This window comes from Paenibacillus sp. AN1007 (assembly GCF_040702995.1).
Lineage (GTDB): Bacteria > Bacillota > Bacilli > Paenibacillales > Paenibacillaceae > Paenibacillus.
The window spans coordinates 5,201,954-5,226,021 of the sequence record NZ_CP159992.1; the positions used below are offsets into that span (position 1 = coordinate 5,201,954).

Annotated in this window: 20 protein-coding genes; 8 read left to right on the forward strand and 12 right to left on the reverse strand. The window is 48.2% G+C overall.

What is annotated here, in order from left to right:
* Positions 1-47: 47 nt before the first annotated feature.
* Both ABXS70_RS23305 and ABXS70_RS23310 read left to right on the forward strand, forming a co-directional pair.
* Positions 48-1,883, forward strand: coding sequence for a sensor histidine kinase (locus ABXS70_RS23305; protein ID WP_342554027.1), 1,836 nt, complete (start codon positions 48-50; stop codon positions 1,881-1,883).
* 5 nt (positions 1,884-1,888) lie between these two features.
* Complete coding sequence (locus ABXS70_RS23310; protein WP_366291213.1) at positions 1,889-3,517, forward strand: response regulator; 1,629 nt, start codon at positions 1,889-1,891, stop codon at positions 3,515-3,517.
* A gap of 172 nt (positions 3,518-3,689) precedes the next feature.
* On the opposite strand, the gene ABXS70_RS23315 is transcribed toward ABXS70_RS23310, so the two are convergent.
* Positions 3,690-4,652, reverse strand: a complete 963-nt coding sequence (locus tag ABXS70_RS23315) for a bile acid:sodium symporter (RefSeq protein WP_366291216.1) — start codon at positions 4,650-4,652, stop codon at positions 3,690-3,692.
* 231 nt (positions 4,653-4,883) lie between these two features.
* On the opposite strand from ABXS70_RS23315, the gene ABXS70_RS23320 reads away from it, so the two are divergent.
* Positions 4,884-5,642, forward strand: coding sequence for a tryptophan-rich sensory protein (locus ABXS70_RS23320; protein WP_366291219.1), 759 nt, complete (start codon positions 4,884-4,886; stop codon positions 5,640-5,642).
* 124 nt (positions 5,643-5,766) lie between these two features.
* Here the strand turns inward: ABXS70_RS23320 and ABXS70_RS23325 are convergent, their stop codons facing one another.
* The 4 genes from ABXS70_RS23325 to ABXS70_RS23340 form a co-directional block, all read right to left on the reverse strand.
* A complete protein-coding gene (locus ABXS70_RS23325) occupies positions 5,767-6,141 on the reverse strand; it encodes a RidA family protein (RefSeq protein WP_090918620.1) in 375 nt (124 codons plus the stop codon).
* A gap of 157 nt (positions 6,142-6,298) precedes the next feature.
* Positions 6,299-6,988 (reverse strand): oxidoreductase, encoded by a 690-nt coding sequence (locus ABXS70_RS23330; protein WP_366291223.1) that lies wholly within the window; start codon positions 6,986-6,988, stop codon positions 6,299-6,301.
* Between the two features lie 60 nt (positions 6,989-7,048).
* Positions 7,049-8,314, reverse strand: a complete 1,266-nt coding sequence (locus ABXS70_RS23335) for an MFS transporter (RefSeq protein ID WP_342554022.1) — start codon at positions 8,312-8,314, stop codon at positions 7,049-7,051.
* A gap of 105 nt (positions 8,315-8,419) precedes the next feature.
* Positions 8,420-9,829, reverse strand: coding sequence for an ATP-binding protein (locus ABXS70_RS23340; RefSeq protein WP_342554021.1), 1,410 nt, complete (start codon positions 9,827-9,829; stop codon positions 8,420-8,422).
* A gap of 236 nt (positions 9,830-10,065) precedes the next feature.
* Here ABXS70_RS23340 and ABXS70_RS23345 point away from each other — a divergent pair, with 236 nt between their 5' ends.
* Positions 10,066-10,716: an inositol phosphorylceramide synthase gene (locus ABXS70_RS23345; protein WP_342554020.1), complete on the forward strand. Its 651-nt coding sequence runs from the start codon at positions 10,066-10,068 to the stop codon at positions 10,714-10,716.
* On the opposite strand, the gene ABXS70_RS23350 is transcribed toward ABXS70_RS23345, so the two are convergent.
* From ABXS70_RS23350 to ABXS70_RS23375, 6 genes are all read right to left on the reverse strand, one after another.
* The gene (locus ABXS70_RS23350; RefSeq protein WP_342554019.1) at positions 10,709-12,232 is read right to left on the reverse strand and encodes an HD domain-containing phosphohydrolase; all 1,524 of its coding nucleotides are present in this window, start codon (positions 12,230-12,232) and stop codon (positions 10,709-10,711) included. The two genes, ABXS70_RS23345 and ABXS70_RS23350, sit on opposite strands and share 8 nt — an antisense overlap.
* A gap of 311 nt (positions 12,233-12,543) precedes the next feature.
* A complete protein-coding gene (locus tag ABXS70_RS23355; RefSeq protein ID WP_342554017.1) occupies positions 12,544-13,536 on the reverse strand; it encodes an anti-sigma factor in 993 nt (330 codons plus the stop codon).
* Complete coding sequence (locus ABXS70_RS23360) at positions 13,533-14,129, reverse strand: sigma-70 family RNA polymerase sigma factor (protein WP_342554016.1); 597 nt, start codon at positions 14,127-14,129, stop codon at positions 13,533-13,535. Before ABXS70_RS23360 ends, ABXS70_RS23355 begins: the two co-directional genes overlap by 4 nt.
* 889 nt (positions 14,130-15,018) lie before the next feature.
* Positions 15,019-15,144 carry a sporulation protein YjcZ gene (locus tag ABXS70_RS23365; RefSeq protein ID WP_342556211.1) on the reverse strand — a complete coding sequence of 42 codons (126 nt, stop codon included), beginning with the start codon at positions 15,142-15,144 and terminating at the stop codon, positions 15,019-15,021.
* Between the two features lie 447 nt (positions 15,145-15,591).
* Positions 15,592-15,696 carry a YjcZ family sporulation protein gene (locus ABXS70_RS23370; RefSeq protein WP_342554015.1) on the reverse strand — a complete coding sequence of 35 codons (105 nt, stop codon included), beginning with the start codon at positions 15,694-15,696 and terminating at the stop codon, positions 15,592-15,594.
* Positions 15,697-15,738: 42 nt separating this feature from the next.
* On the reverse strand, positions 15,739-15,843 hold the full coding sequence (locus ABXS70_RS23375; RefSeq protein WP_342554014.1) for a YjcZ family sporulation protein: 105 nt from the start codon (positions 15,841-15,843) through the stop codon (positions 15,739-15,741).
* Between the two features lie 475 nt (positions 15,844-16,318).
* Between ABXS70_RS23375 and ABXS70_RS23380 the strand changes: the two genes are divergently transcribed.
* Complete coding sequence (locus ABXS70_RS23380; protein WP_342554013.1) at positions 16,319-17,440, forward strand: PsbP-related protein; 1,122 nt, start codon at positions 16,319-16,321, stop codon at positions 17,438-17,440.
* Between the two features lie 313 nt (positions 17,441-17,753).
* Here the strand turns inward: ABXS70_RS23380 and ABXS70_RS23385 are convergent, their stop codons facing one another.
* Entirely contained in the window at positions 17,754-18,080 is a 327-nt protein-coding gene (locus tag ABXS70_RS23385) for an MTH1187 family thiamine-binding protein (protein ID WP_342554012.1), read from the reverse strand.
* A 767-nt stretch (positions 18,081-18,847) separates the two neighbouring features.
* Here ABXS70_RS23385 and ABXS70_RS23390 point away from each other — a divergent pair.
* The 3 genes from ABXS70_RS23390 (at position 18,848) to ABXS70_RS23400 (ending at position 24,052) form a co-directional block, all read left to right on the forward strand.
* Positions 18,848-21,181, forward strand: coding sequence for a ribonucleoside-diphosphate reductase subunit alpha (locus tag ABXS70_RS23390; RefSeq protein WP_366291232.1), 2,334 nt, complete (start codon positions 18,848-18,850; stop codon positions 21,179-21,181).
* A gap of 230 nt (positions 21,182-21,411) precedes the next feature.
* Positions 21,412-22,443 (forward strand): ribonucleotide-diphosphate reductase subunit beta, encoded by a 1,032-nt coding sequence (locus tag ABXS70_RS23395; RefSeq protein WP_342554010.1) that lies wholly within the window; start codon positions 21,412-21,414, stop codon positions 22,441-22,443.
* A 235-nt stretch (positions 22,444-22,678) separates the two neighbouring features.
* Positions 22,679-24,052, forward strand: a complete 1,374-nt coding sequence (locus ABXS70_RS23400; protein ID WP_342554009.1) for an Imm51 family immunity protein — start codon at positions 22,679-22,681, stop codon at positions 24,050-24,052.
* Positions 24,053-24,068 lie beyond the last annotated feature (16 nt).

Genomic DNA, 24,068 nt, shown 5'->3' on the forward strand with positions numbered 1-24,068 from the left:
GTAAAATATTGTCCTCCCTTGACGAGGCGCCTAGAAGGGGTGTACTGATGTCCAAATATTACAGTATCCGCACCAAGCTAATTGCCTTTATGTTGATTGCAACAACTATTCCGCTGCTGGCATCCATCAGCATGACTTTTATTCAGACCAAAACAGCCCTGCGGGAACAAGCCTTGGAAGAAAATAAACGACTGATCTATCAGGCATCAACCAATCTCAATAACTACGTGGATAACGCGGCACGGGCCTCACTTGCTGTTTACAATGATCCTAATTTCCTGCGAAATTTGGCGAAGCTTCCTGGGGACTATCGCGCTGTTGCCGAGGTATATACCACTTTACAAACGATCAGGTCAGCTGTGCCCGATGTGTTTCAACTCTATCTTCACTCCTTCGCATCCAACCAATCGACGTTGATTGCTAACCCTTTTCCGAAACGGGAGGAACGGAAGCAGGCCTACTCGGATTCACTGCATGGTAAAACAGGGGACGGAAACTCCGATATCTGGGTAGAATCTGCACATATGAGCCATACCTACGGCTTCAAAGCCGCTTCTCCAGATGATTCACCGAGAACCGTAATTACCCTGCACCGGATCATTCGAGATATTCCCTCTCCTGAACGACTGGGTGTGCTTGCCATCGATCTCAACATGAACAGCATTGCTGCCATCTGCAGCAGGCTGTATGATCCGGCTAAGGAGCAGATTTACGTCGTAGATGGACAAAACCGGATAGTCTACCAAGGGCATTCCGAGGTACAGAAAGCAAGTAATACGGACCATCTGCAGCGAGCGGCAGCTGATGCCCTGCAGGACGGGCGAGCAATTGCAGGCACGGCACTCGATGCGGCCGGTCATTTTGAACAGGATCACTCGATGTATGTGTATCAGCAGCTCGGGAGCAGCTACGCAGACTGGACGATCGTCAAGCAGATTCCAAATGAAACGTTATATGCAAGGGCTACTGCGCTTACATGGAATAATGCAGTGATTGCTTTTGCAGCACTTATTCTTGTCATCGTGGCAACCTTATTCATTTCCATACGGATCACAGGTCCGCTCAAGCAGTTAATGCGGTATATGACTCAGATTCAGGCAGGACGCCTGCATGTGGATATCCGTTTGTCGAGCCGGGATGAGTTCGGGGTGCTTGCAAGGCATTTCCGGGATATGATGGACACCGTTAACAACCTGATTCTAAGAGAATACCAGTTGGAGATTGCGAACAAGACTCATCAGCTCAGAGCTTTACAAGCGCAGATTCAACCCCATTTTCTCTATAACACCCTGCAGTCGATCGGTACACTGGCGCTGCAGCAGCAGGGAAAGCGAGCTTATACCTTACTGTCTTCTCTATCCAAAATGCTGCGTTACAGCATGAGGGATCAAACCCGTGTGACACTTCATGAAGAAGCAGAACATGCCCGGTTATACCTGGAGCTGCAGCAGGAACGCTTTGGTGAGCGGCTGGAGGTACACATGGATTTTGCGGAGGATACCCGATCTGCTCCGATCCCTCGTATGACACTGCAGCCTCTCATTGAAAATTATTTCAAGCACGGTGCAGACATACAGCCTGGAAAAGGAATTATTTCAATTACCAGCCGCCGGGTTGACGAACAGTGGATTGAGATTGTACTAATGAACAATGGACCCGTCATTCCTGAAGACAGATTGGCCGAAATTCGGAAATGGCTCCAACCTGAAGCTGCACTATCTGACATACCACAGGAATCGACAGGATCCGAATCTATTGGCCTGCGCAACGTTGTACGCAGACTCGCACTTAACTCCCCACCGGGCAAACCTGCCCGGATCGAAATGAACAATATAGATCCAAGCGGTGTGAAGCTTCAAGTCAAACTATACGCGGGAGAGTGAACAACATGAAAGCACTGCTTGTCGATGATGAACAGCATGTCCGTCATGCCATCCGGCTTCTCGGTCACTGGCACGACCTCGGAATTAATGTGTTACTGGAAGCAGCAGACGGGTCTGAAGCGATTGAAGCAATTACAGCACATCAACCGGAGATTATACTGACGGATATGCGTATGCCAGGCAAGGACGGCATGGTACTGCTTGAATGGATTTCAGCTCATTCCCCGCACAGTAAGGTCATTGTCGTCAGCGGGTATGATGACTTTGAACTGGTGAGGCATGCCATCCGGCATGGCGGCATGGACTATTTGCTAAAACCTGTCGAGGCGGATGAATTAAACTCCTCCTTGAGGAAAGCCGTGAAGGCCCGGGAAGAGGAGGATGCCCTGCGTATAGAAACCACCAAGCAATCCATCGTAGTGAACTGCATGCGTCCGCATTATCAGGATCGCCTGCTCACTGAACTGGCTGTCGGCAGAGGCAGCACCTCTGCACACATACAGCGGCTGCAGGAGGAACTGAATTTCCCCGTTTTCATTCCGAGGTGCTCTGCTGCCGTCACCAGTCTGTCCCACCTGGATGCGGACTGCTTGGCTAAATATCGCAGCCAGCCGGATCTGCTTGTATTTTCAGTTCTTAACATCTGTGCCGAGATGATGCGCATGCCGGCAGAAGGCGTCACATTCCGCCAGCTCAACCAACCAGATGAAATTGTACTGCTGCACTGGGGATCTCAGTCCTCGCTCGAACGCATTCTGGAAAGTATCAATGATGGATTAGAACAGACAATTCAGCGCCGGCTCCATTTTGGAATATCCACTTGTGACAATTACCCTGCCGGTATTTCAGCTGCCTATCTGGATGCCAGTTCGAAATTGTGGAGACGCAATACGTTACATACTCGGCAGCGCATCCACTCCACGCTTGAATCATCTGCCAAAAATAAAGGCAAGCGGCTCACTGCATTCGAAGAGTCTATGCGCGTGGCAGCCTTGAGTTACCGTGCTTCCAGTGTATCTGCGGTAGTCGCGGAGTGGCTCGATCCCTTCACCAAGCTGGATATAGTCAGCGCAGAGCAGCTGCTGCAGTGGATGCAGGAACTGGAATGGATGCTCAGCCGATGGTTGGATGATGCGGAAGGCCCGCTCTCCCATGACGAGGAGGGTGCTGAGGATCCGTTCCCTCCTTTTGCGGAACTGCCCTTTGACGATGAAGGTCTGCTTTCGTTCCCGCTCCTTCGCTCTCTCTTGGAACAGCGATTGCTTGCAGCCGGGAAGGCACTTTCAGCGCAGCAGCACGCTGTTTCTGATCCTATGAGTGAAATTGCCCGTTACATGGATGCCCACTATCAGGAGGACTTGTCATTGCAGCAGATTGCGGCACGCTTTTATCTGAGCAGGGAGTACATCTCCCGTAAATTTAAACAGCAATTCGGGCTGAACTGGTCGGAATATCTCGGTAAACTGCGGATCAATAACGCCAAGCTCCTGCTGCAGAATCCCTCACTTCGGGTTGCCAAAGTCTCGGAGATGGTCGGTTTCCAGGATGAAAAGTACTTCAGTAAAGTTTTCAAAAAGATGGAAGGCATGACCCCTGCGGAATATCGGAAAACGGTATGCCAAACCGGAACGTAACTCACCTGTTTTCATCTAAGAAAAGAGGACTTCCAGTATGATCTTTTGGAAGTCCTCTTCGCGTATTTACATTTCACTGCAGTCCAGGTTTAACGTCCGTTGGATTTGTCAGATCTATTTTCCTATAGTAGTATCCGACTCGTATCGATTCCGGCCTAGATGGGAAGAGTTATCAGTCTCGCAAGATCACTCTAGGTACCACGCGGATATATATCAATTCTCCTGCAAGCTCCACCATCGTCTGAGTAACGATGACCGCTGCAGCGATGGATGCCCACTCGGATGAGAGAGATAACGCCAAAGGCAGAACAACCAGCGAATTACGAGTTGATGCACTAAAAATCAACGCTCTGGAGGCACCTGTATCGAGTCGAAACAGCTTTGCAATAATCCGGGATATCAGGGGCATAATGATTAAAAAAACAGCATAAATCGGAATTACATGAACGATCGTTCCGATGTCTTGGTAGACCTTCCCCATCTGCGATGCAGCCACGACCGTTAAGGTAAGAGCCATCATTGGAACCGGAAGCCATACTGTGGCATACAGCACCCGCTGTGTACTTAAGCTTTTTTGAGAGAACACTTGCGTCAATACGGCCAGCAGCAGCGGAAGGACAATTAGCAGCAGGAAAGCTTCCAGAAACGGACCTGTCTGCATCATTCCAGCTCCCTCACTGCCCAGCAATAACCAGAGATAGACGGGAAGCAAAACCATCTGCACGACAAACAGAAATGGAGTCGCAGCCAGCATCAGCTTCTCATTCCCCTTCCCCAGCTGTGTGAAAACGATGACGTAATCAATGCAGGGCGTTAACATCACAAGATAAACCCCAATCAGAGCACCCGGGGATTGTGGAAAAACAAGTGCAAGAAGCCATACTACCACAGGAACTAAGATAAAATTAACCAGCAGCAGCGCAGCCATAAATCGCAGATTGGTCCATGAAGCTCTCAGCTCCGTAAATGGGATCTGAACAAACATGCTGTAGAGCAGCACAGCAAGGATTGGAGACACCGCATAATGCATTGCATTTCCCACATCCGGGACGGCCAGTCCGATCCATACACCTGCAAACAGAGCAATCACGTAGAACCAGGTCTGCTGTTTCTCCATCGTTTCTTTCAGTAACATACTTTCCCCCCTAATTGTCGAACAATCTTGTATAGACATATTCATGTCTGCTGCAGCGTACATTGGGACAGAGTGCAGTTCGTCTCCAATAAAACCAGATTAAGCAGGGAATCTGGAGGAACTCTGTGATCGAGTATGGAGTTTCGATTATTAGAACGAGTGGTTAGTGGGTATATTCATAGTAGACTGACCCGCGGTTCATTTATTTTATCAAACCAAGGAGGAAACGCTATGTCACGAAATAATCCGTATAAGTGGTTAAACGCCATCGGTTTTATCGCTGTCATTATTGTGAACTACCTCTCCAATGCGCTGCCGATCGGCGGCAAAACCAACAAGGAAGTATCGGATATGTACCCTGTACTGCTCACACCGTCGGGTTATGCCTTTGCTATATGGGGGCTGATCTACCTGCTGCTGGCGGGCTTTGTCATTTATCAGTTCTTCCCTGCTTCCTGGAAAAACAACTCCATCGCCCGTCTAGGATACTGGTTTCTCGCCAGCTGTGCCTTTAACGTGGCATGGATTTTTGCCTTTCAGAATCTGCAGACCGGGCTCGCCCTGCTGATTATCGTACTGCTGCTGCTCAGCCTGATTATGCTTTACGTCAAAACACGCATGATTACCATGCCAACCACTGCCGAGATCTGGCTTGTTAAACTGCCTTTCAGCATCTATCTCGGATGGGTCAGCGTAGCTACGATCGTTAATGCGGCGGTTTATTTATACAAAATCGGATGGGATGGATTTGGCATCAGTGAAACAGCCTGGACGATCATTATGCTGGTTGTTGGTATGATTCTGGCTGTACTTGTCAGCTTCCGATATCGCGACAGCGTGTATCCACTTGTGTTCACTTGGGCGTACATTGCCATAGCTCTTAAACAAAAGGATGTCACTTCCGTCTATTATACGGGAATTACCATAGCTATAGTTCTGGCGGTTTACGCCGTATGGCTGTTTCTCGCCCGCAATCAAGACCGTGATTAAGCATCTTCTATAAAACCAACCGATAGCAAAAAGCCGATTTGAGGTCATCTGACTCTTAATCGGCTTTTTGCTGTTATTTATGCAGAGCTGGGCTGTCTGTCCCGGTCAGGGCTGCGAGCTCATGCTATTTCAGCGCGATAACTTCAATCTCCACCAATGCGTCCTTTGGCAGACGAGCAACTTCTACAGCACTGCGCGCCGGATAAGGCTGTGTAAAGAAGCTGCTGTACACTTCATTTACGGGAACAAAGTCATTCATGTCTTTCAGGAACACCGTTGTTTTCACAACTTTATCCATACTTGTGCCCGCTGCTTCCAGGATGGCTTTGACGTTGCTCAAAGACAGACGAGTCTGTTCCTGAACATCTGCTCCGAATTCACCTGTTTGCGGATTAAGGCCAAGCTGCCCAGATGTATAGATGAAATCACCCGCATCTACTGCCTGACTGTATGGACCGATGGCACCCGGCGCTTGTTCGGTCGAGATTGCTTTTTTCATTGAACAGGTTCTCCTTTGTGTTCGCTGCCCTGCCGCCGGAAAGCAGCAAGACCTGCTATTATTTTTTAAAATTTATTATATCATGCTCTCATTCGGGGAAGAAACGCTTATCGCTATTTATCCTTGTATCATTACAGCAGCACCGTCCCACAAAAGGTCAGACGCATGACGTGCCCTGTACACCAACAGCATGAATCACATCATTGGGATATATATGATTACCTGTGGTTTGGACCACGGCTATATTCCTCATCGCTTGAGCGATTGTTGAGGCATGCACAGCCCGGTATTTGGCTGCTCGCCCTTTCATCCAGCGGTCTAATACTTTCATCACTTTGGCAGCAAACTCCTCACCGAGACGTTTCTCGCCGCGATCCCCCAGGATGAGTGATGGACGAAAAATGTGCAGGGAACGAAAACCGATTTTCGAAAGGGCCTCCTCCATCTCACCCTTGGTGCGGCTGTAAAATACACGTGAAGCTGCATTTGCACCCATAGCGGAAATAACCAGCATCTGTTTCACATCATACTGCTTCGCCAGTACCGCCGCACGAACCGGATAATGATAATCCACCTCGCGGAACTTCTCCTGACTGCCTGCTTTTTTAATGGTCGTGCCCATACAGCAGTAAAGATCATCGATATCTTCAAACAGATGCCCCTGACTCTCCAAGTGCGCCCAATCCACAACATGCTGCTTCAATGCGGGATGCTCCAGATCAAGCCTGCGTCTAATCAGGATGCGAACCTCGCTGTACAGCGGGTGTTCCAGCAGATTGCGAACCAGAAGTTCGCCTACCAGTCCCGTAGCCCCGATCACCATCGCTTTACGTTCAGGATGACTCATGTGCATCCCTCCAATCTATTCAAAAATTGAGAGCGCAGTCGTAAATGGTTTAATCTGTTCCTATTTTAGAAGTACACGTCGCCCTAAGGTAAACGTAAGCAGCAGCATCACCGCACCAACGATGACTTGAAATCCGTAGGTGGACATCCAGATCGCTGCCTCTGAGAGTGTTTCCATTTTCTCGTACAACCAGCCTCCAATCAGCGGCCCGATAAACGAAGTTACACCAGTTAGTGCCGAATACACGGCCACAAACATGGGTCTTTCACTTTTTGGTGTATCACCTATCGTAAAATTGAACGCAAGCTGGTTGAAGCCGCCAACGCCAATCCCAAGGAAGATATGGGACAGAAATAACGCAACCAATACCGGAGCAAAGGACATTACTCCCCATGACAGACAGGACAGCGCAATCACCGGCAGCGTCCAGAACAGCAGCGTTTTGTTACTGTATCTCGCATTCAGATTGCCCCAAATATAGAATCCACCCATCATCACCAGAGTCTGAACAACCGTAATCAGGGAAACCATCTGATAACTGACGTGCAGCAGATCGAGCATGACGTAGGAATAGAGCGGTACAATCAAGGTTTGAATCAGCAGCCATACCGCCAGGAAAACGGTTGCCTTCAGGAAAACTTTATCTTGAAAAGGTTTGATAAACATACGCGAAAACGCCTTCTCTGTCGAACGTTCAAAAGGCATATCCGGGTAAAAGAAATAGATGACGGTATTGGCAATGGCACAAATCCATACGGGGATGAACAGGATTAGAAAGCCGGTCTCTCCCGGATAACGGTCCAGTAGAATCCCACCACCAAACAAGCATACGCTTCCAAGTGCATTCAGAATCGTATTTCGTATCCCGAAATAGCGTCCCCTCACTTTGGCAGGTACGATGTCTCCAATCAGGGAGGTCCAGATCATCCCCCCGATGGTATTGCATATGAAAGCGATCGTATATAAGCCAATATAAACGCTGACCCACCACTCCTTGGGAAATATAAAGGGAATCAGTCCCGTTGCACTCCACAAGATGCGATGAGCCCCGACGAACAGCAAAAGCATACGCTTTCGGCTGCGAATGCGCTGCATCCAGTACGCTGCGCCAATCTGTGCAATGTTTACAAACGTAGTAATCGCGAGCACAAAGCCGATATGTCTCGACCCGGCCCCGAGGTAAAGCAAAAACCCGGTGAGGAATGGACCGCCCAGCAGCGTCTGCAAAATAATCGCCGGCACGCCCTCCCATGTTGCAATTGATAAATTCGTACGCTGTGTCGAACCCTTGCGCCGCGGCTTGCCTGTTAACGAAGAGGGGTTCATCTTGAACATCTTCTGTATGGGGATACACTCCTTAGACCGGGTAATGCTTGCCGGTCGATGCTAGTTGTCACCCCAAATTCTACTCACAGCACGAAGGTTGTCAACTCATTTTTTCACGGTCAATGGCAGCCACAGATGGAAGATGCTCCCCTTCCCGGGAACACTCTCGAGTTCGATCGATCCACCCAGCAATCTTGCCAGATCTCTACTGATAGAAAGACCGAGTCCAGTCCCTCCGAATTTCCGGCTGATGGAGCCATCCGCCTGTTGAAAGGCTTCGAATATGGCATGATGCTTGTCCTCCGGAATACCGATCCCTGTGTCCTGTACAGAAAAAACAAACCACTGTCTGTCACTACCCGCTTGTTGGGTCTGTTTGACGCTCACGCTAAGGGTAACCTTTCCCTTCGGGGTAAACTTGATCGCATTGGACATGAGATTTCGCAGAATCTGCTGCACACGCTGCGGATCAGACCAAAGTGTATCCGGGAGTCCGATTTGTTTCTCCAGAACCAGCTTAATCCCCTTCTTGTCTGCAGCGAGTTGGAAATGATTCATTGCATCTTCGATGAGCTGGTTTAGACTGATGTCTTCCAGTACAATGTCCAGTTGGCCGGCTTCTACTTTGGACAAATCCAAAATATCGTTGATCAGTCTTAACAGCTCTTGTCCGGATTGATCAATCATGCCCGCAAAACGTACAATTTCTTCCTGATCCATCGTGTCGGCATTCTCGCTAATCATCTGAGCAAAATTAATTACACTATTCAGCGGTGTTCGCAGTTCATGAGACATATTGGCCAGGAACTCGGACTTGTACTGGGAAGCAATCATCAATTGTTTGGCTCGTTCCTCCAGTACGATCTGTGCCTTCTGCAGCTCTTCCTTCTGCACGGATAAGAGACGATTCGTACTCTGAATCAGGAGAATCCGGTTTTGCTCATTCTGAAAGTCCCGTAAGATGAATGCAAAAATAAGACTAAGCACAATTCCGCTGGGAAGTGTATAAGGCATAATATGTGAGAAGAAATATGCGGCGGGGATGACGCCCACGAAGGCAATATTCACACTATTTATAACGTTAACAATTACGGTAACAATGATACCTTTAACAATCAGTCGGTAGCTGCTGCGCCTCATCCAGATATTCAGACCTGCACACAGCAATCCCAGGATAGACATGTTAATAACGGCGGCGATTGTGGCGTCTGTAATGCCGAATGTCAGTCTGGACAATCCAATCCCCACACCTATAATCACCGTACTATAAGGCTGTCTGTACGACAGGACAGCAACGATTAGAGGCACGTAGCGAAGGTCAAAAATGACTTCATCATTAAGCTGGAATCCAAAGACAGTGCTGATCCAGCCTGCAAAAATCAGCACAAGCACGGAACAAATCTGTTTCACCTGGGAAGAAGCACGTATTACGATATATTTATAGAACACACTCGCAAGATATGCGATCGTAATAAGCATGCCCATATTGAGTACGAACATTTTCGAAAACTGCATGAACTCACTCCTGTTGTTCGACATATAACCCAAGTGCTTATTTTATTCGTATGGTTACATCATATCATGCGCTTCCCGTCTCGGCATGGAAACCTCATCAAATGGCAGCAAAAAAATACACAAAATCAGGATTCATTTTGTGCGCAGGAAGTAGTAAAATATATTGTTGTTTCGTTTTTAGCCTTTATTGCTATGGTCATGTTAGTTTACAACATGATGAAAGGAGAAGTACTGCTGTGCACGTGTTAAAAAATAAATCCTACTGGCTGTCACTAAGTCTGATGTTATCCTTGGCTGTCATGGGGTTATTCTATGATATTCTCAACAGTCCGGAGCGCGGATATGTGATCCTGAACTCTCCCATCGACCGGATGCTTCCTTTTATTCCTGCAATGTCGATCCCCTACTTGGGATGGTACCCGTTTGTATTCGGTGTGCTGGCTTATCTGTGTGCCAAGGATCGGCTTGTCTATTATCGTGTCTTGTTATCCATGAACATCTGCGTCTGGATCTGTTATCTGATCTATTTTAACTTCCAAACCATGGTTCCGCGTCCGGAATTATCAGGTTCCGGTCTGGGCTCTGCCGTCATTGGATGGCTTTACAGCCAGGATCGTCCATATAACTGTTTCCCGAGCATTCATGCCCTTCATTCTTATTTGGTTATGCGTGCTGCCTTGTCGGTTTCCAGCATTCGAAAATCCGTCAAAACACTTGTGGCTTCCGGCGCAGCCCTGATTATTGTCTCCACACTGCTTATCAAGCAGCATGTCATTTACGATGCACTCAGTGCCATCATTCTCGGTGAATGTATCTTCACCATCGTGACTGGACTAGCGCTTTACCGGCGGCGCAGAAAATCCAAATGGACCGAGGGGATCAGCTGACCCCCTCTTCCTTCTTTTTCTCCGGCTGTTTTTGCCGTCTCCATTCATCAATAAACAATCCTGCATAATAGGGGTCCCACTGGGTCCCCTTCCCTTCTTCCAGAATCATCAGTGCTTTCTCATCGCTCATTCCATTCCGGTACGGCCGGTCTGACGTCATGGCATCAAAGGCATCTGCCACCGCAATGATGCGGCCAAACAGTGGAATCTCCTCGCCTGCCATACCATCAGGATATCCTTTGCCATCGTATCTCTCATGATGGGACCGCACCCCCGGCAGAAAGTCTGCCATGGCATCCACAGGTTCAATCTGAAGCAAAATACTCTCCCCTAATACTGGATGTGTGCGAATGACTGCAAACTCCTCATCACTGAGCTTACCGTCTTTCAAAAGCACTTCGTCAGGTATGCCGATTTTCCCGATATCATGGAGCAGTGCAGATTTGTACAGCAAATCGGCTTGTTCGTCATTCATACCGCTAAGCCTGCCAATGAGAATGGAATACTCCGCTACACGCATGGAGTGTCCCGCTGTATATTTATCCCGGGCATCCAGTGCAGCCGCCAGCAGCGAAAAGTAACTCTGCAGCAGCTGCCGATTGCGTTCCTGCCTCATTTCCAACCGATTGATCATCATGTTAAATCCGGAAATCAGCTGCGAAAACTCATCTGCATATAAATCCGGGGTCCTTCTGCCGAACTCGCCTCCCTGAATCCGGTTCATCTCCTGCGTTAGTTCTGCCACCGGATCACGGACATCCCGGATCAACAGCCAGCTGCCAATCATGGAGAATCCTCCACCCAAAATGACGATAAGTACACCCCAAAGCGTATATTCCTTCGCAAACTGCGGATCTATGTACTGGAGCCTAATATAAGTAGCCAGAAAAAACAAACACAAGGGAAATAAACCGATGAGGGCAGTACTGGTCTGAAACTTCCGCTGTATAGATACCAGGATTCTTCCGCCCAGTGAAGGTTCCATGCCGTACAGTACCTTGCCTCTGCGGCGAACTTCAAGCAGCAGCGGTCTCACTGCCCGCACCGTAAGATAATATTCAATCAGGGCATGCATGATTGCAATCAAGAACGCACAGACAGCCGCAATAACGACATATCCATAGGGAATCTCCAACCAGCCTGTGGAGATCATCCACAGGGTTAAACCAGCTGCTGGCAGCGAGAAACCCAGCATATGCGGACCGATAATGCGATATATCGTTTGTCCTGGAAAGCGGTGAATCCTCTCATACAGCCGATTCAATTCTGCCTTTTCATGATGCTCTGCAGCAAAAAATTGCCTTATCGGACCCAGCTGAGCCCACAGTGTAATTAACTCGGCAACCAGCATAAACAAAGTTGAAATGACTACAATAACAATTAATCGAATATATTGAATATTGGGTATCTGCAAGGTTGAAACCATCACCACTGTGCCCACTACAAGGATCGCTGTTAATGAACCAATCAGATAATTGCGCAGCAGACGGAAGATAAATGCACGATATACTTCCAATCCAATCCCTCGCTCTCTATGTCTAACCAGTTCTGCCCTGATAAAAAAGGGAGAATATAGGATGTTAACGCCTATATATTTATCGGCTGTTCTCATTAAAAAAATTAATAAAGTCCTGCAAATATTGCTTTTTCTCGCGGATGGCTCGCGGATGGCTCGCGGATGGCTCGCGGATGGCTCGCGGATGGCTCGCGGATGGCTCGCGGATGGCATAAAAAAGGCTGCTCCCTTGAGGGAACAGCCTTTTTTATGTTTTCAGGTCTAACTTTGGTTTCGGTTATTGTAACGTATCTTTTAAGGCAGCTTACCTTCTAGCTTGTTTTGATTTTCGCTGCCAGAATCATCGTACCGCGCGGCTGGTCTCCCATGGCATCCGGTTCAAGCGTGATTGCCACTGTATCGTAATCATTCGCGGTATCCAATGTATAATAGACTGCCCCCGCGCCATCCCGGCTTAGGAATGTACCTGCATTCTTAGGGGTATCCCCCTTGATCAGCCATACTTGGAATGCTTGATTACCTTCCAGTGCAGGCAGCTTCTCCGCCTGTACAACGAGGTGTGTTCCCTTGCTGTCAATCACGATGGTTGCAAGACCCTGTGCGACAATATCCTGCGTGGCCGGGCTCAGTTTCACAGCCTCACCCGTTTTCATCCCCTGCGCCGGGGCCAGAGCGGAAGCAAGCTGCTCCTGCAGCTGTGCGTTCTGCGCCTGCGCCTCGGCAAGCTGCTCCTGCGCGGCCGACGAGCCTGCGGCTTGCTGCGTCAGCGAGTCGATCCGGCTCTGCAGCTGCGCCGCATACACGCCGAGCACCAGCGCCGCTGCCGCGAGGCCCGCACTGGCTGCGCGCCAAGCGCGGCCACCGCGCGCACGCGCACGCTCTTGCGGCTGCCCAGGCGCAGCTGGGGCAGCCTTCTCGGCCCGGGCTGCAGGCACCGCCGCTGGCGGCAGGCCAGGCCCGGGCTGCGCCGAGCGCGCTTGCTGCGGCGCAGCGTCTTCCTGAAGCACCGCAGATGCGGGTGCTTCAGCCTGCTGCGCAGGAGCGGCCGCCGGCGCTTCGCCGGTGCTCTCCTGCGCCTGGCCAAGCACGCTGCCCAGCACGCGTGCTCGCATGCCCGTCGGCGGCGCCACAGGGTTCGCCGCAAGCGGCAGGAAGCTGGTCACTTCCTGCAATTCCTTAACCTCCTGACGGCATGCTTCACAATTAGACATATGTGCTTCGAATGCCGCCACTTCCTCTGCTTCCAGTCCGCCCAGCACATACATCGGTGCCAGATCAGACCACTCCTCATGTCGTTCTATCATGGATGTATGCCCTCCCTTCCCGCGTCCGGATGCAATTCAGCATCAGCCAGCAGCTTTTGGAGCTGCCGCATAGCAAGCCTGACACGGCTCTTCACCGTACCCAGCGGAATCCCGAATCGGCTGGATACTTCCTGCTGCGTTAAACCTGCATAATATATCGATTCAATCACTTGTTTCTGGTCCTCATTCAATTGGGTCAATGCCTCTTTGATGCGAGTGCCCTCCCATTTGCGCTGGACTTCTTCTTCTGTATTTGTATATTCGTCAGCATATGCCGCCAGTGTCTCTTGCTCAACTGAAGTGGCCGCTGCTCCTTTCGATCTCCGCCTCAGCATGTCCACCGCGATGTTGCGCGTAATCGCGAACATCCATGTGGTCAGCTTCCCCTGTGAGGCATCAAACCGTTCTGCATTATTCCAGATGCGCAGGAAAAGTTCCTGAACAGTCTCTTCTGCCGTCATTGGATCACCAACAATCCGGTAGGCAAAAGAATAGACGGCCCGTTCATACCGGTCATATAACAGCTCCAGCGCCGAGGCGTCACGTTCTGCTATTCGCTGCATTAACCTGCTGTCCTCTATCGATTCAGTCATCCGAGGGCCCCTTTCCGTATCTTCCCTCATATTATAACCTACGCAGAAACGTTTGAAGAGGATTACCCCAAACAACATTTTATGAGAATTATTTTACCCAACCATCTTTTGGGAATATTTATTCTGGCAGTTTTTAGGGTGTTTCTAAAAACGATGAAGGAAGCCAATTTTGCCGAATTTTCGTTCCCATCCAAGAAGTTTACCGCAGGCGTGCCGGGGCACGTCAAGGGAAACTGACGCCGCAGAGGGCAAAAAGGGGGTAAATGATGAACTTCAGCGTGTTTCAAAACACGCCCTAGATTGTTCCCGGAGATTTTTTTTCAAAAGTTTCACTTCGTTCTTTTACACTTCTTTCTTAAAAATGCAATGAAATGGCGTGTGTCCGGGGCTTCTCTTCCTTATTATTGCAATAAATTACAGACTGTGGTATGATATAAAAGTTGTATTAACAACCTCATATGATTTTCCGTCTTCTATATTAACCCCGGAATATTTTCTTCATGCTGCGACCGCAGCGAATAAGCTCAACTAACCTATGGAGATTGACGAACCTGAATCACAATAACCCGGTAGACAAAGGGTTTACAAGATGTTCCCATTCACACTGGCGCGGTCATCGGAGCCGCAAGGACAAAAGAGAGGTAGGGCTTTTGTTGTTTTGGATATCACTTATTCTTGAGAAGATTGAAAACATACATCAAGCACCCGGAATTGGGTTCCGGGTGCTTTTCCATGTCTCATTTATTTTCTGATTTGTTTTTGTGGTTTAATCACCTTTTTATCCCAGATGAAAATCACATCTACCATTTACGATTCGTTGATCGCTTCAGGCTTGCCGGTCAGCCTGAACGTGCAGTCCACGTTTGGACTGCGGCCTCTCAACAGAGGCTTAGATAAACATCGTTTTGGAGATGATCACGAGCAGGATAAACAGAACGAGAATGGTTCCCATGGAGCTCCAGGCTCCTCCACCATAACCATAGGCAGGTGCGCATCCGTGCTGGTATCCTTGCATCATCGGGGCCTGATTAGGCTGATAGCCGTACCCATATCCATACCCCATCGGCATTGTTCCGCAGCCGTAACTGTACATCTCATGACCTGTGTACTGATATCCATACATCTGCTCATGTCCTCCTTTATGTCCGTAAACATGCCCCTGTCCGTTCGGTGAGTTAGGTTTAACTTCGCTCATCGTTCATTCCTCCTTAACATTTGCCTACACCCCTAAGCTATGTATCTGCCCTGTTCATGGACCGGGCTATGGCCCTCATCTGTTCAAAATAGGCGTTTAGCTGCCAATCACTACGCAATAGGCTGGGTGCAGGTTAGTCATCCATAGATCTGAACTTGTTTTTTTCACAAGAACAAACGTACACCACTGACCTTCCAGCGATCTGCATCTAATCCAGCTTGTCCACTCTCATAAAACCCTGCCGGTTACCCGGCAGAGCTCGTCAGATTATACCCAGAACGACTTCGTGATAATTACCAGCAGAATGAACAGCACCAGGATTGCTCCAGTGGAAGTCCAGCCGCCGTATCCACCTTCCATTACGTTACCCATGCAGAACCCTCCTCGCCTATCCATTAAGGTCTAAACGGTTTATTAAACCAGGAATGCTTTCGAGATGATCACCAGCAGGATAAAGAGAACCAGAATCGCGCCAGTCGATGTCCATGCGCCGCCGTATCCACCAACTACTCCACTCATGTAAAACCCTCCTTTAATTTGAGGTACAGTTCACTATATGCAGCAGACATACAGTGGACCGGGCTCATATATAAAATGGGCGAAATCCCTGTTAGACCCTCTTCTTAACCAGCATAAGAGATCGCTATCCTGCTTATGGAGAGGCATCCTTCTCGTCTAACACTTACCTTAACGGACGCTTAGTGCTATAATTTATAAGATTTATGATCTGTATATTTCCATTATTGGGATATATACATTTTTTTATTTAGAAATGCTGTTATTTTAATATTCTAGGGAAAGGAGTAGGCGAAATTACCTTGGGGTGAATGGACACGATCTTATCTATTCTTACAAGAGGAGCATCAAGACCCGTTTAGCAGCCAAGAAGATACCACATGTCATTTCCTTATCATCATAATTTAGAGTGTAGACTTTACCCGATGACCTAAGAAAAGAACCCATCCGATGGGAAGCATATTAGGGGATTAGAAAGATGAAGAAACTTGTTATGATTCTTGCATTAACTGTACTGCTCAGCGCTTGCGGTAATTCGGAATCAGCGAAAACGCCTGACAACCAGACAGCTGAAGCGAAGACTGCTGCCGAGAACGGATCAGCGGAGACTAAAGCAGCTAAATTCACTACATACAGCGGGGAAGGATTCTCGTTCTCCTATCCGGAATCCTGGAAAAGCGTAGATACAAGCCAAATGCACGCAGCGGTCAAAGCCGCTTTCTCAAATCAGTCTGCTTCAGCAAAATTTGCAGATAACATTAATTTGACCATTGAAGCCAACACTTCCGGTTCCGTTAATCCTGAGGAGCTTGCAAATCATACAACGGACTACTACATACAGAACGGCGAGTCTATAGGTATATCCGATTACAAAAAGACGAATTATAGTAACAAACCGTACAAAGAAGTAACTGCAGGCGTACTGGAGGGAAGCTACACCCACTCTTCGGGAACGAATATAAATCTGGTTCAGTTTATGATTCCAACCGATACAGATCTCTATACCCTGACATTATCTTATGCGAAAGATACTTATAATTCAGATGAGGTCAATGAGATTCTGAACTCTTTGAACATTACTGCCGCTTTGGCACAAACAGCTCCTTCTGCTCCAGCAGGAGATTCATCTTCTCCCGCAACTGCAGCGGATTTCTTTAACGATTTAACTCCGTACATTACGTCTGAGACAGCCGCGCTGGAGCAGGCATCTTATGATTTTTTGGCAAAACATACGGATCTGTTCTCTGCAAATACTGCTGAACTTCGCAAAAAGGTAAAAGGACTAGTTAATACCGAAGTAACAACACGGCATCTCAACAAAAATGTGGCCAATTATTATGATACATTTGTCCAAATCCGTGGACAGGTTGTTCAGGTTGAAGAAGATAACTCCCTTGGCTCGACTTTCTCTGAAGTTCTGCTCATGGATGATTATGGAAACCACATCACGGCGCTTTATCCCGACACGACCGGGGATCTGCTTGACGGTGACTATGCAACTGTTATTGGAGTGCCTATTGCCAATTATTCTTTCGATAATGTCAGCGGCGGATTCACCAACTCCACGCTGATCGGTGCATCGTTAGTCACTGCAGAATAGACTGCAGCAAATGAATAAACTCCAAACAAGCTGACTTCAATGAAGTCAGCTTGTTTGGCTTACCGTTCTAATCAACGGTACTTATTTTAGCCATAGCATGCAGTATGACAAATCCAAAAACGGAAAGCCCATGTGTGAGACCTGTCGCCATTTACCAACTGGCCTTTATAATTACTGTGCCAGCAGGCATCCCTTAACCTTTATCAGCGGTATAATGAGCTTGGCGCACTACGCTGGTCAACGCGCAACCAGACCCGCATGGAACTTTTGTTAAGCTCCGCCAGTTGATCTTCTGTTTTCTTCTCACTACTCTTTAATTCGGTCTGTTGTGCAGCGAAACCAGTTTGTCCTGTACCGACTGCAGCTTCTGCACGCTGGAGGCATCCGGTTTGTCACGCCGGTCATCTATCTTCACAGATGTGGAGACACGCTGGGCTCCTGACAGAAACGGAGCTTCATGCAGAGCCGCGATGGCGGTGAACACTTCATTCAGCGGGCCTTCAATAATTGTACTCATCGAGGTCAACTGGTATGTAATACCTCGCTGCCGTTCCAATACCTTTTGCATGTCCGCTACATAACTGCTCAGACTGGTGCTTCCCGTCCCAATCGGAATAACCGTTACTTCTGCAATTGCCACTTCGCTCTGCCTCCTCTGGGCCCGGATTGATCCGCTGCCGCTCATGTTTTAGTCGAGTTTTGACTGATTTTATTTTACCAGTTAAAAGTGCTCCAATTCAAACTGACGTGATGACGTCATTCCATTTTTCTTAAATTTTTTTTCGCAGAATCTTCAAATCTTCCATTCCTTTTCCTTTGCGGATTCTTGGCTTAGATGGTATACTCGGAATTACGTTTCATGGTTTCCACCCTGTTTACAAACACTATATGTTGGGGTACATTAGTATCACAGCAACAAAATATAGTGAAACGGGATACCCCACTTCTTATACCCAGCATCTGGAATCTATCGAAAAACAAGATGAAATCACCTCCAAAGGCACGTCCCTGTAGGTGTAAATCGCTTTCTCGAAGACAGGGCTGGCATGGAGGTTAACGGGGCTGTTTGGACTGCGCCCGGCACCTTTATTCACAGGTAAGAAATGATCAGACAACAGCTTACATACAGCAGCTTGTTCTGTCGGAGATTCATAGATAAGACAGTCAGAAGCCAGAACATGGATGGGCATTTTCAGCCGAAAGGCAAGGGGAATGCTTTTTGTATGGGCATGTACTGTTCACCCCTTGCTTGAATGATTTCATCCTAAAAGTCCTTTTTACCACCGCGGCAGTCCGCAAAATGCGTTTTTACTCACCGTTGTAGACCTCCAATTCTTATTTACAAAGAATTGTTTCATTTTTTATTTTTATCATTATCTTTTTATCATGTGAAAGCGAGGAATATTCATGCCACAAGTTGTGACCAAGCCGAACAATCGCCAGCTTGCCTTCGATGAGATGCGGATCTCGGTATATGCCGATCGTATCCTGGAAGGACTGGACATGCTCGACAAGGAACGTCTGGTTCGCGGAGTAACGAGCAAACTTCGTCGTGACGAAGTTACCGGAGATGAGATCAGCAATGCTTTTATGATGAGCGCTCTGGAACTGGTAACGAAAGAGGAGCCGAACTGGAAATTTGCAGCAGCGAGATCCCTGCTTACTTCCCTTTACAAAAAAGCGGCAACCAACCGCAGATACAAATCATACCCGGACGAGCCTTACGGCGCATTCCACCCACTCATCGTTGACCTTGTCAAAAAAGGCATCTATCGCGAAGAATTGCTGGAATGTTACACCAAGGAACAGATCGACGAGCTTGCGGAGTGCATTGATTATCGCAACGATCTGCTCTTCGATTATATCGGTCTGCTCACACTGGCTGAGCGTTACCTCGCTAATGATTTTGACGGGAAAGTCATGGAACTGCCGCAGGAGCGTTACATGGTCATTGCCATGTACCTGATGCACCAAGAGCCTGCTGAGAAACGTATGGAGCTGGTAAAAGAAGCATACTGGGCGATGAGCAACATGTATATGACGGCAGCTACGCCGACAATGTCCAATGCAGGTAAAAAGGTAGCCGGACAGCTCTCCAGCTGCTTCATTGATACGGTAGATGACTCTCTCGAAGGTATCTTTGATTCCAATACAGACGTAGCTCGGTTAAGCAAAATGGGCGGCGGCATCGGCGTTTACCTCGGTAAAGTCAGAGCGCGTGGTTCAGATATCCGTGGTCACAAAAATACAAGCTCGGGCGTTATCCCTTGGATTCGTCAGCTGAACAATACAGCGGTGAGCGTGGACCAACTCGGAACCCGTAAAGGCGCAATCGCCGTATATCTGGACGTTTTCCACAAAGACATTCTGGCGTTCCTCGACCTGAAGCTCAACAACGGAGACGAGCGGATGCGTGCGCATGACGTTTTCCACGGTGTCTGCCTGCCTGACCTGTTCATGGAGCGCGTTGCAAGTCGTGGTGAATGGAGCCTGTTCTGCCCGCACGAGATTAAAAAAGTGATGGGCTGGAAAGACGAAAACGGCCGCGCACTTGGACTGGAAGATTTCTACGATGAATCCTTCGGTCAAGGTACATTCCGTGAAAAGTACGAAGAAGCCGTGAATCATCCGCTGTTGTCCCGTATTACAGTACAGGCGATTGACATCATGAAACGTGTGATGAAATCGCAGCTGGAGACAGGTACGCCGTACATGTTCTACCGTGATACCGTAAACCGTACGAACCCTAACCGGGCACATGGCATGGTGTACTCGTCCAACCTGTGTACTGAAATTATGCAGAACCAATCTGCTACCGTGGTGGAAAAAGAAGAACTGGTGACGAAGGATGGTCAGACACGCATCGTGATCTCCAAAGTGCCTGGTGACTTCGTGGTCTGCAACCTGAACTCCATCCACTTGGCTCGCGCCGTACCTCATAACGTACTGGAGCGCTTGATTCCGATCCAGGTTCGTATGCTGGACAACGTCATCGACATCAACAACATTGAAGTGCTTCAGGCCCAATACACGAACAGCCAGTATCGCGCTGTCGGTCTGGGAACATTCGGACTGCATCACCTGCTTGCTCTTGAGGGCATTCGTTGGGAGTCCGAGGAAGCCGTCACCTATAACGATAACCTGTATGAAAAAATCAATTACTTGCTCGTACAGGCCAGCATGGAACTGTCCAAAGAAAAAGGACATTATCCGAAGTTCAAAGGTTCTGACTGGGAAAGCGGCCATTACTTCGATCAACGCGAATATACAACGGGTGAGCGCGTAGGCGAATTTGTAACTACAGATCAATGGAAAGAACTGCAAGCGCAGGTGAAACAAAACGGTGTACGTAACGCCTGGATGTTTGCTATCGCACCGAACGGTTCCACTTCTATCATTGCTGGTTCAACAGCTAGTATTGACCCGCTCTACGAGCTGCTGTCATATGAAGAGAAAACAACATACAAAATTGCTAACCCGGCTCCGGATCTGTCCGAGAAGACGATCTGGTACTACAAAACGGCATTTATGGTGGATCAGCATGCTTCGATCAATATGGCTGCTGCCCGTCAGCGTCACGTTGACCAGGGTCAAAGCTTCAACCTGTATGTTCGTCCAGATATTAAAGCGACTGAATTCCTGGAACTGCATCTTCATGCTTGGAGAGCCGGCATGAAATCGACCTATTATGTTCGAAGCCGTGCATTAACGATCGAGGAATGCGATTCCTGCGCAAGCTGATCCGCATAGGATCGTAACATCGTGATAGACATGGGTACCTCCATCCTGCCACGCTAACGATGATGACCACCGGGGCATCCTGTTTTGAATACAAAATAGCGCTGCCCCGGTACTTTTTTGCCTAAAACCTGACCACAGCATCGCAAGATGTTAAACATATACCCAGACAGTACAAGCATGTTCTGTCATGTAGTTTCACAGTGTAAATTCATTCAAGGAGTGAACGAATTATGCAAGTACAGAAAATTTTCAATACCGAAGCACCTAACCAATCAACACGTATTATCGAAGGTGAATGTTCAGGTATCCTGAACTGGAACGACATTCGTATGCCCCATATGTATAAGCTGTACAAAGTACTGCTGCTCAACCACTGGATTGCAGACGAAATTCCGATGTCCAAAGATGCTTCCCAGTTCGCCCACCTGGACGAAGAGGAGAAACGTACGTTCAAAATTAACATTTCTCTGCTGGCTGTACTGGATTCTATGCAGACGATGTTTGTCGGTGACGTGAAACGTTACTTTACGGATTCTTCCCTTGAAGCAATCTCTGCCATTATCGGACAACAGGAAGTTGTGCATAACCAATCCTATTCCTATGTTCTTTCTTCGATCGTTTCCGATCAGGAGCAAAAAGAAATTTTTGAGTACTGGAAGCATGATCCAGTACTGCTTGACCGCAACCGTTTCATCGCCGATATTTATCAAAGCTTCCGGGACAATCCGTCTCCACAGACGTTCTTCCAAGCGATGGTTGCCGACCTTATTCTGGAAGGTATCTTCTTTTATAGTACGTTTGCGTTCTTCTATAACCTGGCTCGTGATCAGAAAATGATGGCAACCAGCCAGATGATCTCGTACATCCAGCGGGATGAAAATCAGCACTGCTACTTCTTCGCGGAAGTGTTCAAACAGCTGCTCGTAGACTTCCCTGAACTGAACACACCAGAAAACATGGATTACGTGTACAAAACGATTGACCGCGCAGTTGAGCTGGAAACGAACTGGGCACATTATACACTCAGCAACGTTCGCGGCATCGACCTGAACGAGCTGGAAGACTACATTAAATACACAGCGAACAAACGCCTGCGCCTGATGGGTATGGAAAAAGCATATGAGGGTGTTGACGTAAACTGCATGCCTTGGATCAAACCATTCTCCGACGAAGCGCTGAACGCAACGAAAACCGACTTCTTCGAAGCCAAATCCCGTAACTACGGTAAAGTCGGCGACGATAACGGATTTGACGATCTGTAACAATATTACCGTAGAGCTGGAGCCAAAGCTTAATCAGGAAGCTGCTCTCTCTGTTTATGCAGGAGCTCGCCTCTTGAGTGCTCTTCTTATGTAAATGAATCACTTGAAACCAACCACTCCCTTCTGCTGGGATAGCTTCAAGGCTGCCAGCTGAAAGGAGTGTTTTTTTGTCTCTAAACCTTGTAAAATAGTTGGAAGAGTTTCCTATTCTTTTACTATGAAAAGAGGTCTAATCATGGATAGAGAGTTGCTGGAACAGATCAACACATGGCATGCACAGGAAGATTACGCTCTCATCGTTAAACGTCTTGAAGCATTACCCGAATCCGAGCAGGATGCCGAAACGATCGGACAGCTTGCAAGAGCATATAACAATTTGGAAGAGTATCGTAGAGCCATTAAACTATTGCAAGGCGTGAAGGAACAAGGCCAACTAGATCCGCTATGGCACTTTCGATTAGGTTATGCCTATTATTACGTCGCTGAATACAAGCTGGCACAGGCAGCTTTCGAAGAAGCGAATCGACTTGAGCCCGATGACGAGTCTACCCTGGAATATCTGGACTGGATTCGCCCCAAAGCAGCTAAAATGGATCAGGATCGCATTCGCTGGGAGACGGAGCAGGCAGAGTGGGAGCAAAGCGGAACACTAAACCAGCTTCAGGCTGCTTCAGGCACATACGATCCTGCAGCGTTCTGGCGGTATAGCGATTATGCGCAAGATAACCATGTGTCTGCTCCTTTTGACGAGGAATTAATTCAATCCATTGAACAGGAACTCGGCTACAAATTGCCAGCTTCCTATATTCAGCTAATGAAAACGCAAAATGGCGGTTTTCCTGCGCGCACAACGTTTCCGACACAAAAGGAAACCACATGGGCAGAGGACCACATCGCGATTACAAGCATCAGCGGGATTGGCCGGGACAAAATGTATTCTCTCGGAGGTGAGCTCGGCAGCCGCTTCATGATTGAAAATTGGGGATACCCCGACCTCGGAATTGTCGTCTGTGACTGTCCGTCCGCTGGTCATGATGTCGTCATGCTGGACTATCGCTTCTGCGGCCCTCAAGGTGAACCTTGTGTCGTTCATGTGGACCAGGAAAGCGATTATGAAATCACCTATCTTGCGCCTAATTTCGAAGTATTCGTCCGCGGTCTGCTGGATGAAGAACAATTTGATCTGCTAGACGAGGAAGGCTCTGACTCTCTTGATGAAAGACAGGCAATTACTGCTGTATTCACAGAGAACCAAAGCGTGTCAACATTCTCTAAAGAAGCCATCGCACCTTTTAGGTTCATTGATGCAGGAACCAATTCCTATTCCGTCATTCTCAATGCAGGTACATATCTTCAGGACGTTTTTGATTCACGCGCAGATGAAGGTTTCGAAGGTGGCGGGTACGATTGGGCCTCCCTCGCATCTGTGTTCCTTGAAGAAAAGATGCCGCATCTGACTTCGGTGATTCGTTTCGATCCGGAAGCCGATATGTTCTGTGCTTATACAGATGACAAAGATGCACTTATATCCTTTATTCTCGGGTTCAAGCGGGCCTGCGAGCAGCGTGATCTTATTCTTGACCTGTTTTCAAGAGCGGAGCTGGACTAAACAGAAAATAAGGAGC

Coding starts and splice junctions, on each gene's coding strand:
- ABXS70_RS23320 (WP_366291219.1), top strand. CDS start 4,884: ATGTCACGAAATAATCCGTATAAGTGGTTAAACGCCATCGGTTTTATC.
- ABXS70_RS23365 (WP_342556211.1), bottom strand. CDS start 15,144: ATGCAAGGATACCAGCACGGATGCGCACCTGCCTATGGTTATGGTGGA.
- ABXS70_RS23305 (WP_342554027.1), top strand. CDS start 48: ATGTCCAAATATTACAGTATCCGCACCAAGCTAATTGCCTTTATGTTG.
- ABXS70_RS23355 (WP_342554017.1), bottom strand. CDS start 13,536: ATGATAGAACGACATGAGGAGTGGTCTGATCTGGCACCGATGTATGTG.
- ABXS70_RS23310 (WP_366291213.1), top strand. CDS start 1,889: ATGAAAGCACTGCTTGTCGATGATGAACAGCATGTCCGTCATGCCATC.
- ABXS70_RS23335 (WP_342554022.1), bottom strand. CDS start 8,314: ATGAACCCCTCTTCGTTAACAGGCAAGCCGCGGCGCAAGGGTTCGACA.
- ABXS70_RS23380 (WP_342554013.1), top strand. CDS start 16,319: ATGAAGAAACTTGTTATGATTCTTGCATTAACTGTACTGCTCAGCGCT.
- ABXS70_RS23330 (WP_366291223.1), bottom strand. CDS start 6,988: ATGAGTCATCCTGAACGTAAAGCGATGGTGATCGGGGCTACGGGACTG.
- ABXS70_RS23375 (WP_342554014.1), bottom strand. CDS start 15,843: ATGAGTGGAGTAGTTGGTGGATACGGCGGCGCATGGACATCGACTGGC.
- ABXS70_RS23325 (WP_090918620.1), bottom strand. CDS start 6,141: ATGAAAAAAGCAATCTCGACCGAACAAGCGCCGGGTGCCATCGGTCCA.
- ABXS70_RS23395 (WP_342554010.1), top strand. CDS start 21,412: ATGCAAGTACAGAAAATTTTCAATACCGAAGCACCTAACCAATCAACA.
- ABXS70_RS23315 (WP_366291216.1), bottom strand. CDS start 4,652: ATGTTACTGAAAGAAACGATGGAGAAACAGCAGACCTGGTTCTACGTG.
- ABXS70_RS23390 (WP_366291232.1), top strand. CDS start 18,848: ATGCCACAAGTTGTGACCAAGCCGAACAATCGCCAGCTTGCCTTCGAT.
- ABXS70_RS23370 (WP_342554015.1), bottom strand. CDS start 15,696: ATGGGTAACGTAATGGAAGGTGGATACGGCGGCTGGACTTCCACTGGA.
- ABXS70_RS23340 (WP_342554021.1), bottom strand. CDS start 9,829: ATGCAGTTTTCGAAAATGTTCGTACTCAATATGGGCATGCTTATTACG.
- ABXS70_RS23400 (WP_342554009.1), top strand. CDS start 22,679: ATGGATAGAGAGTTGCTGGAACAGATCAACACATGGCATGCACAGGAA.
- ABXS70_RS23360 (WP_342554016.1), bottom strand. CDS start 14,129: ATGACTGAATCGATAGAGGACAGCAGGTTAATGCAGCGAATAGCAGAA.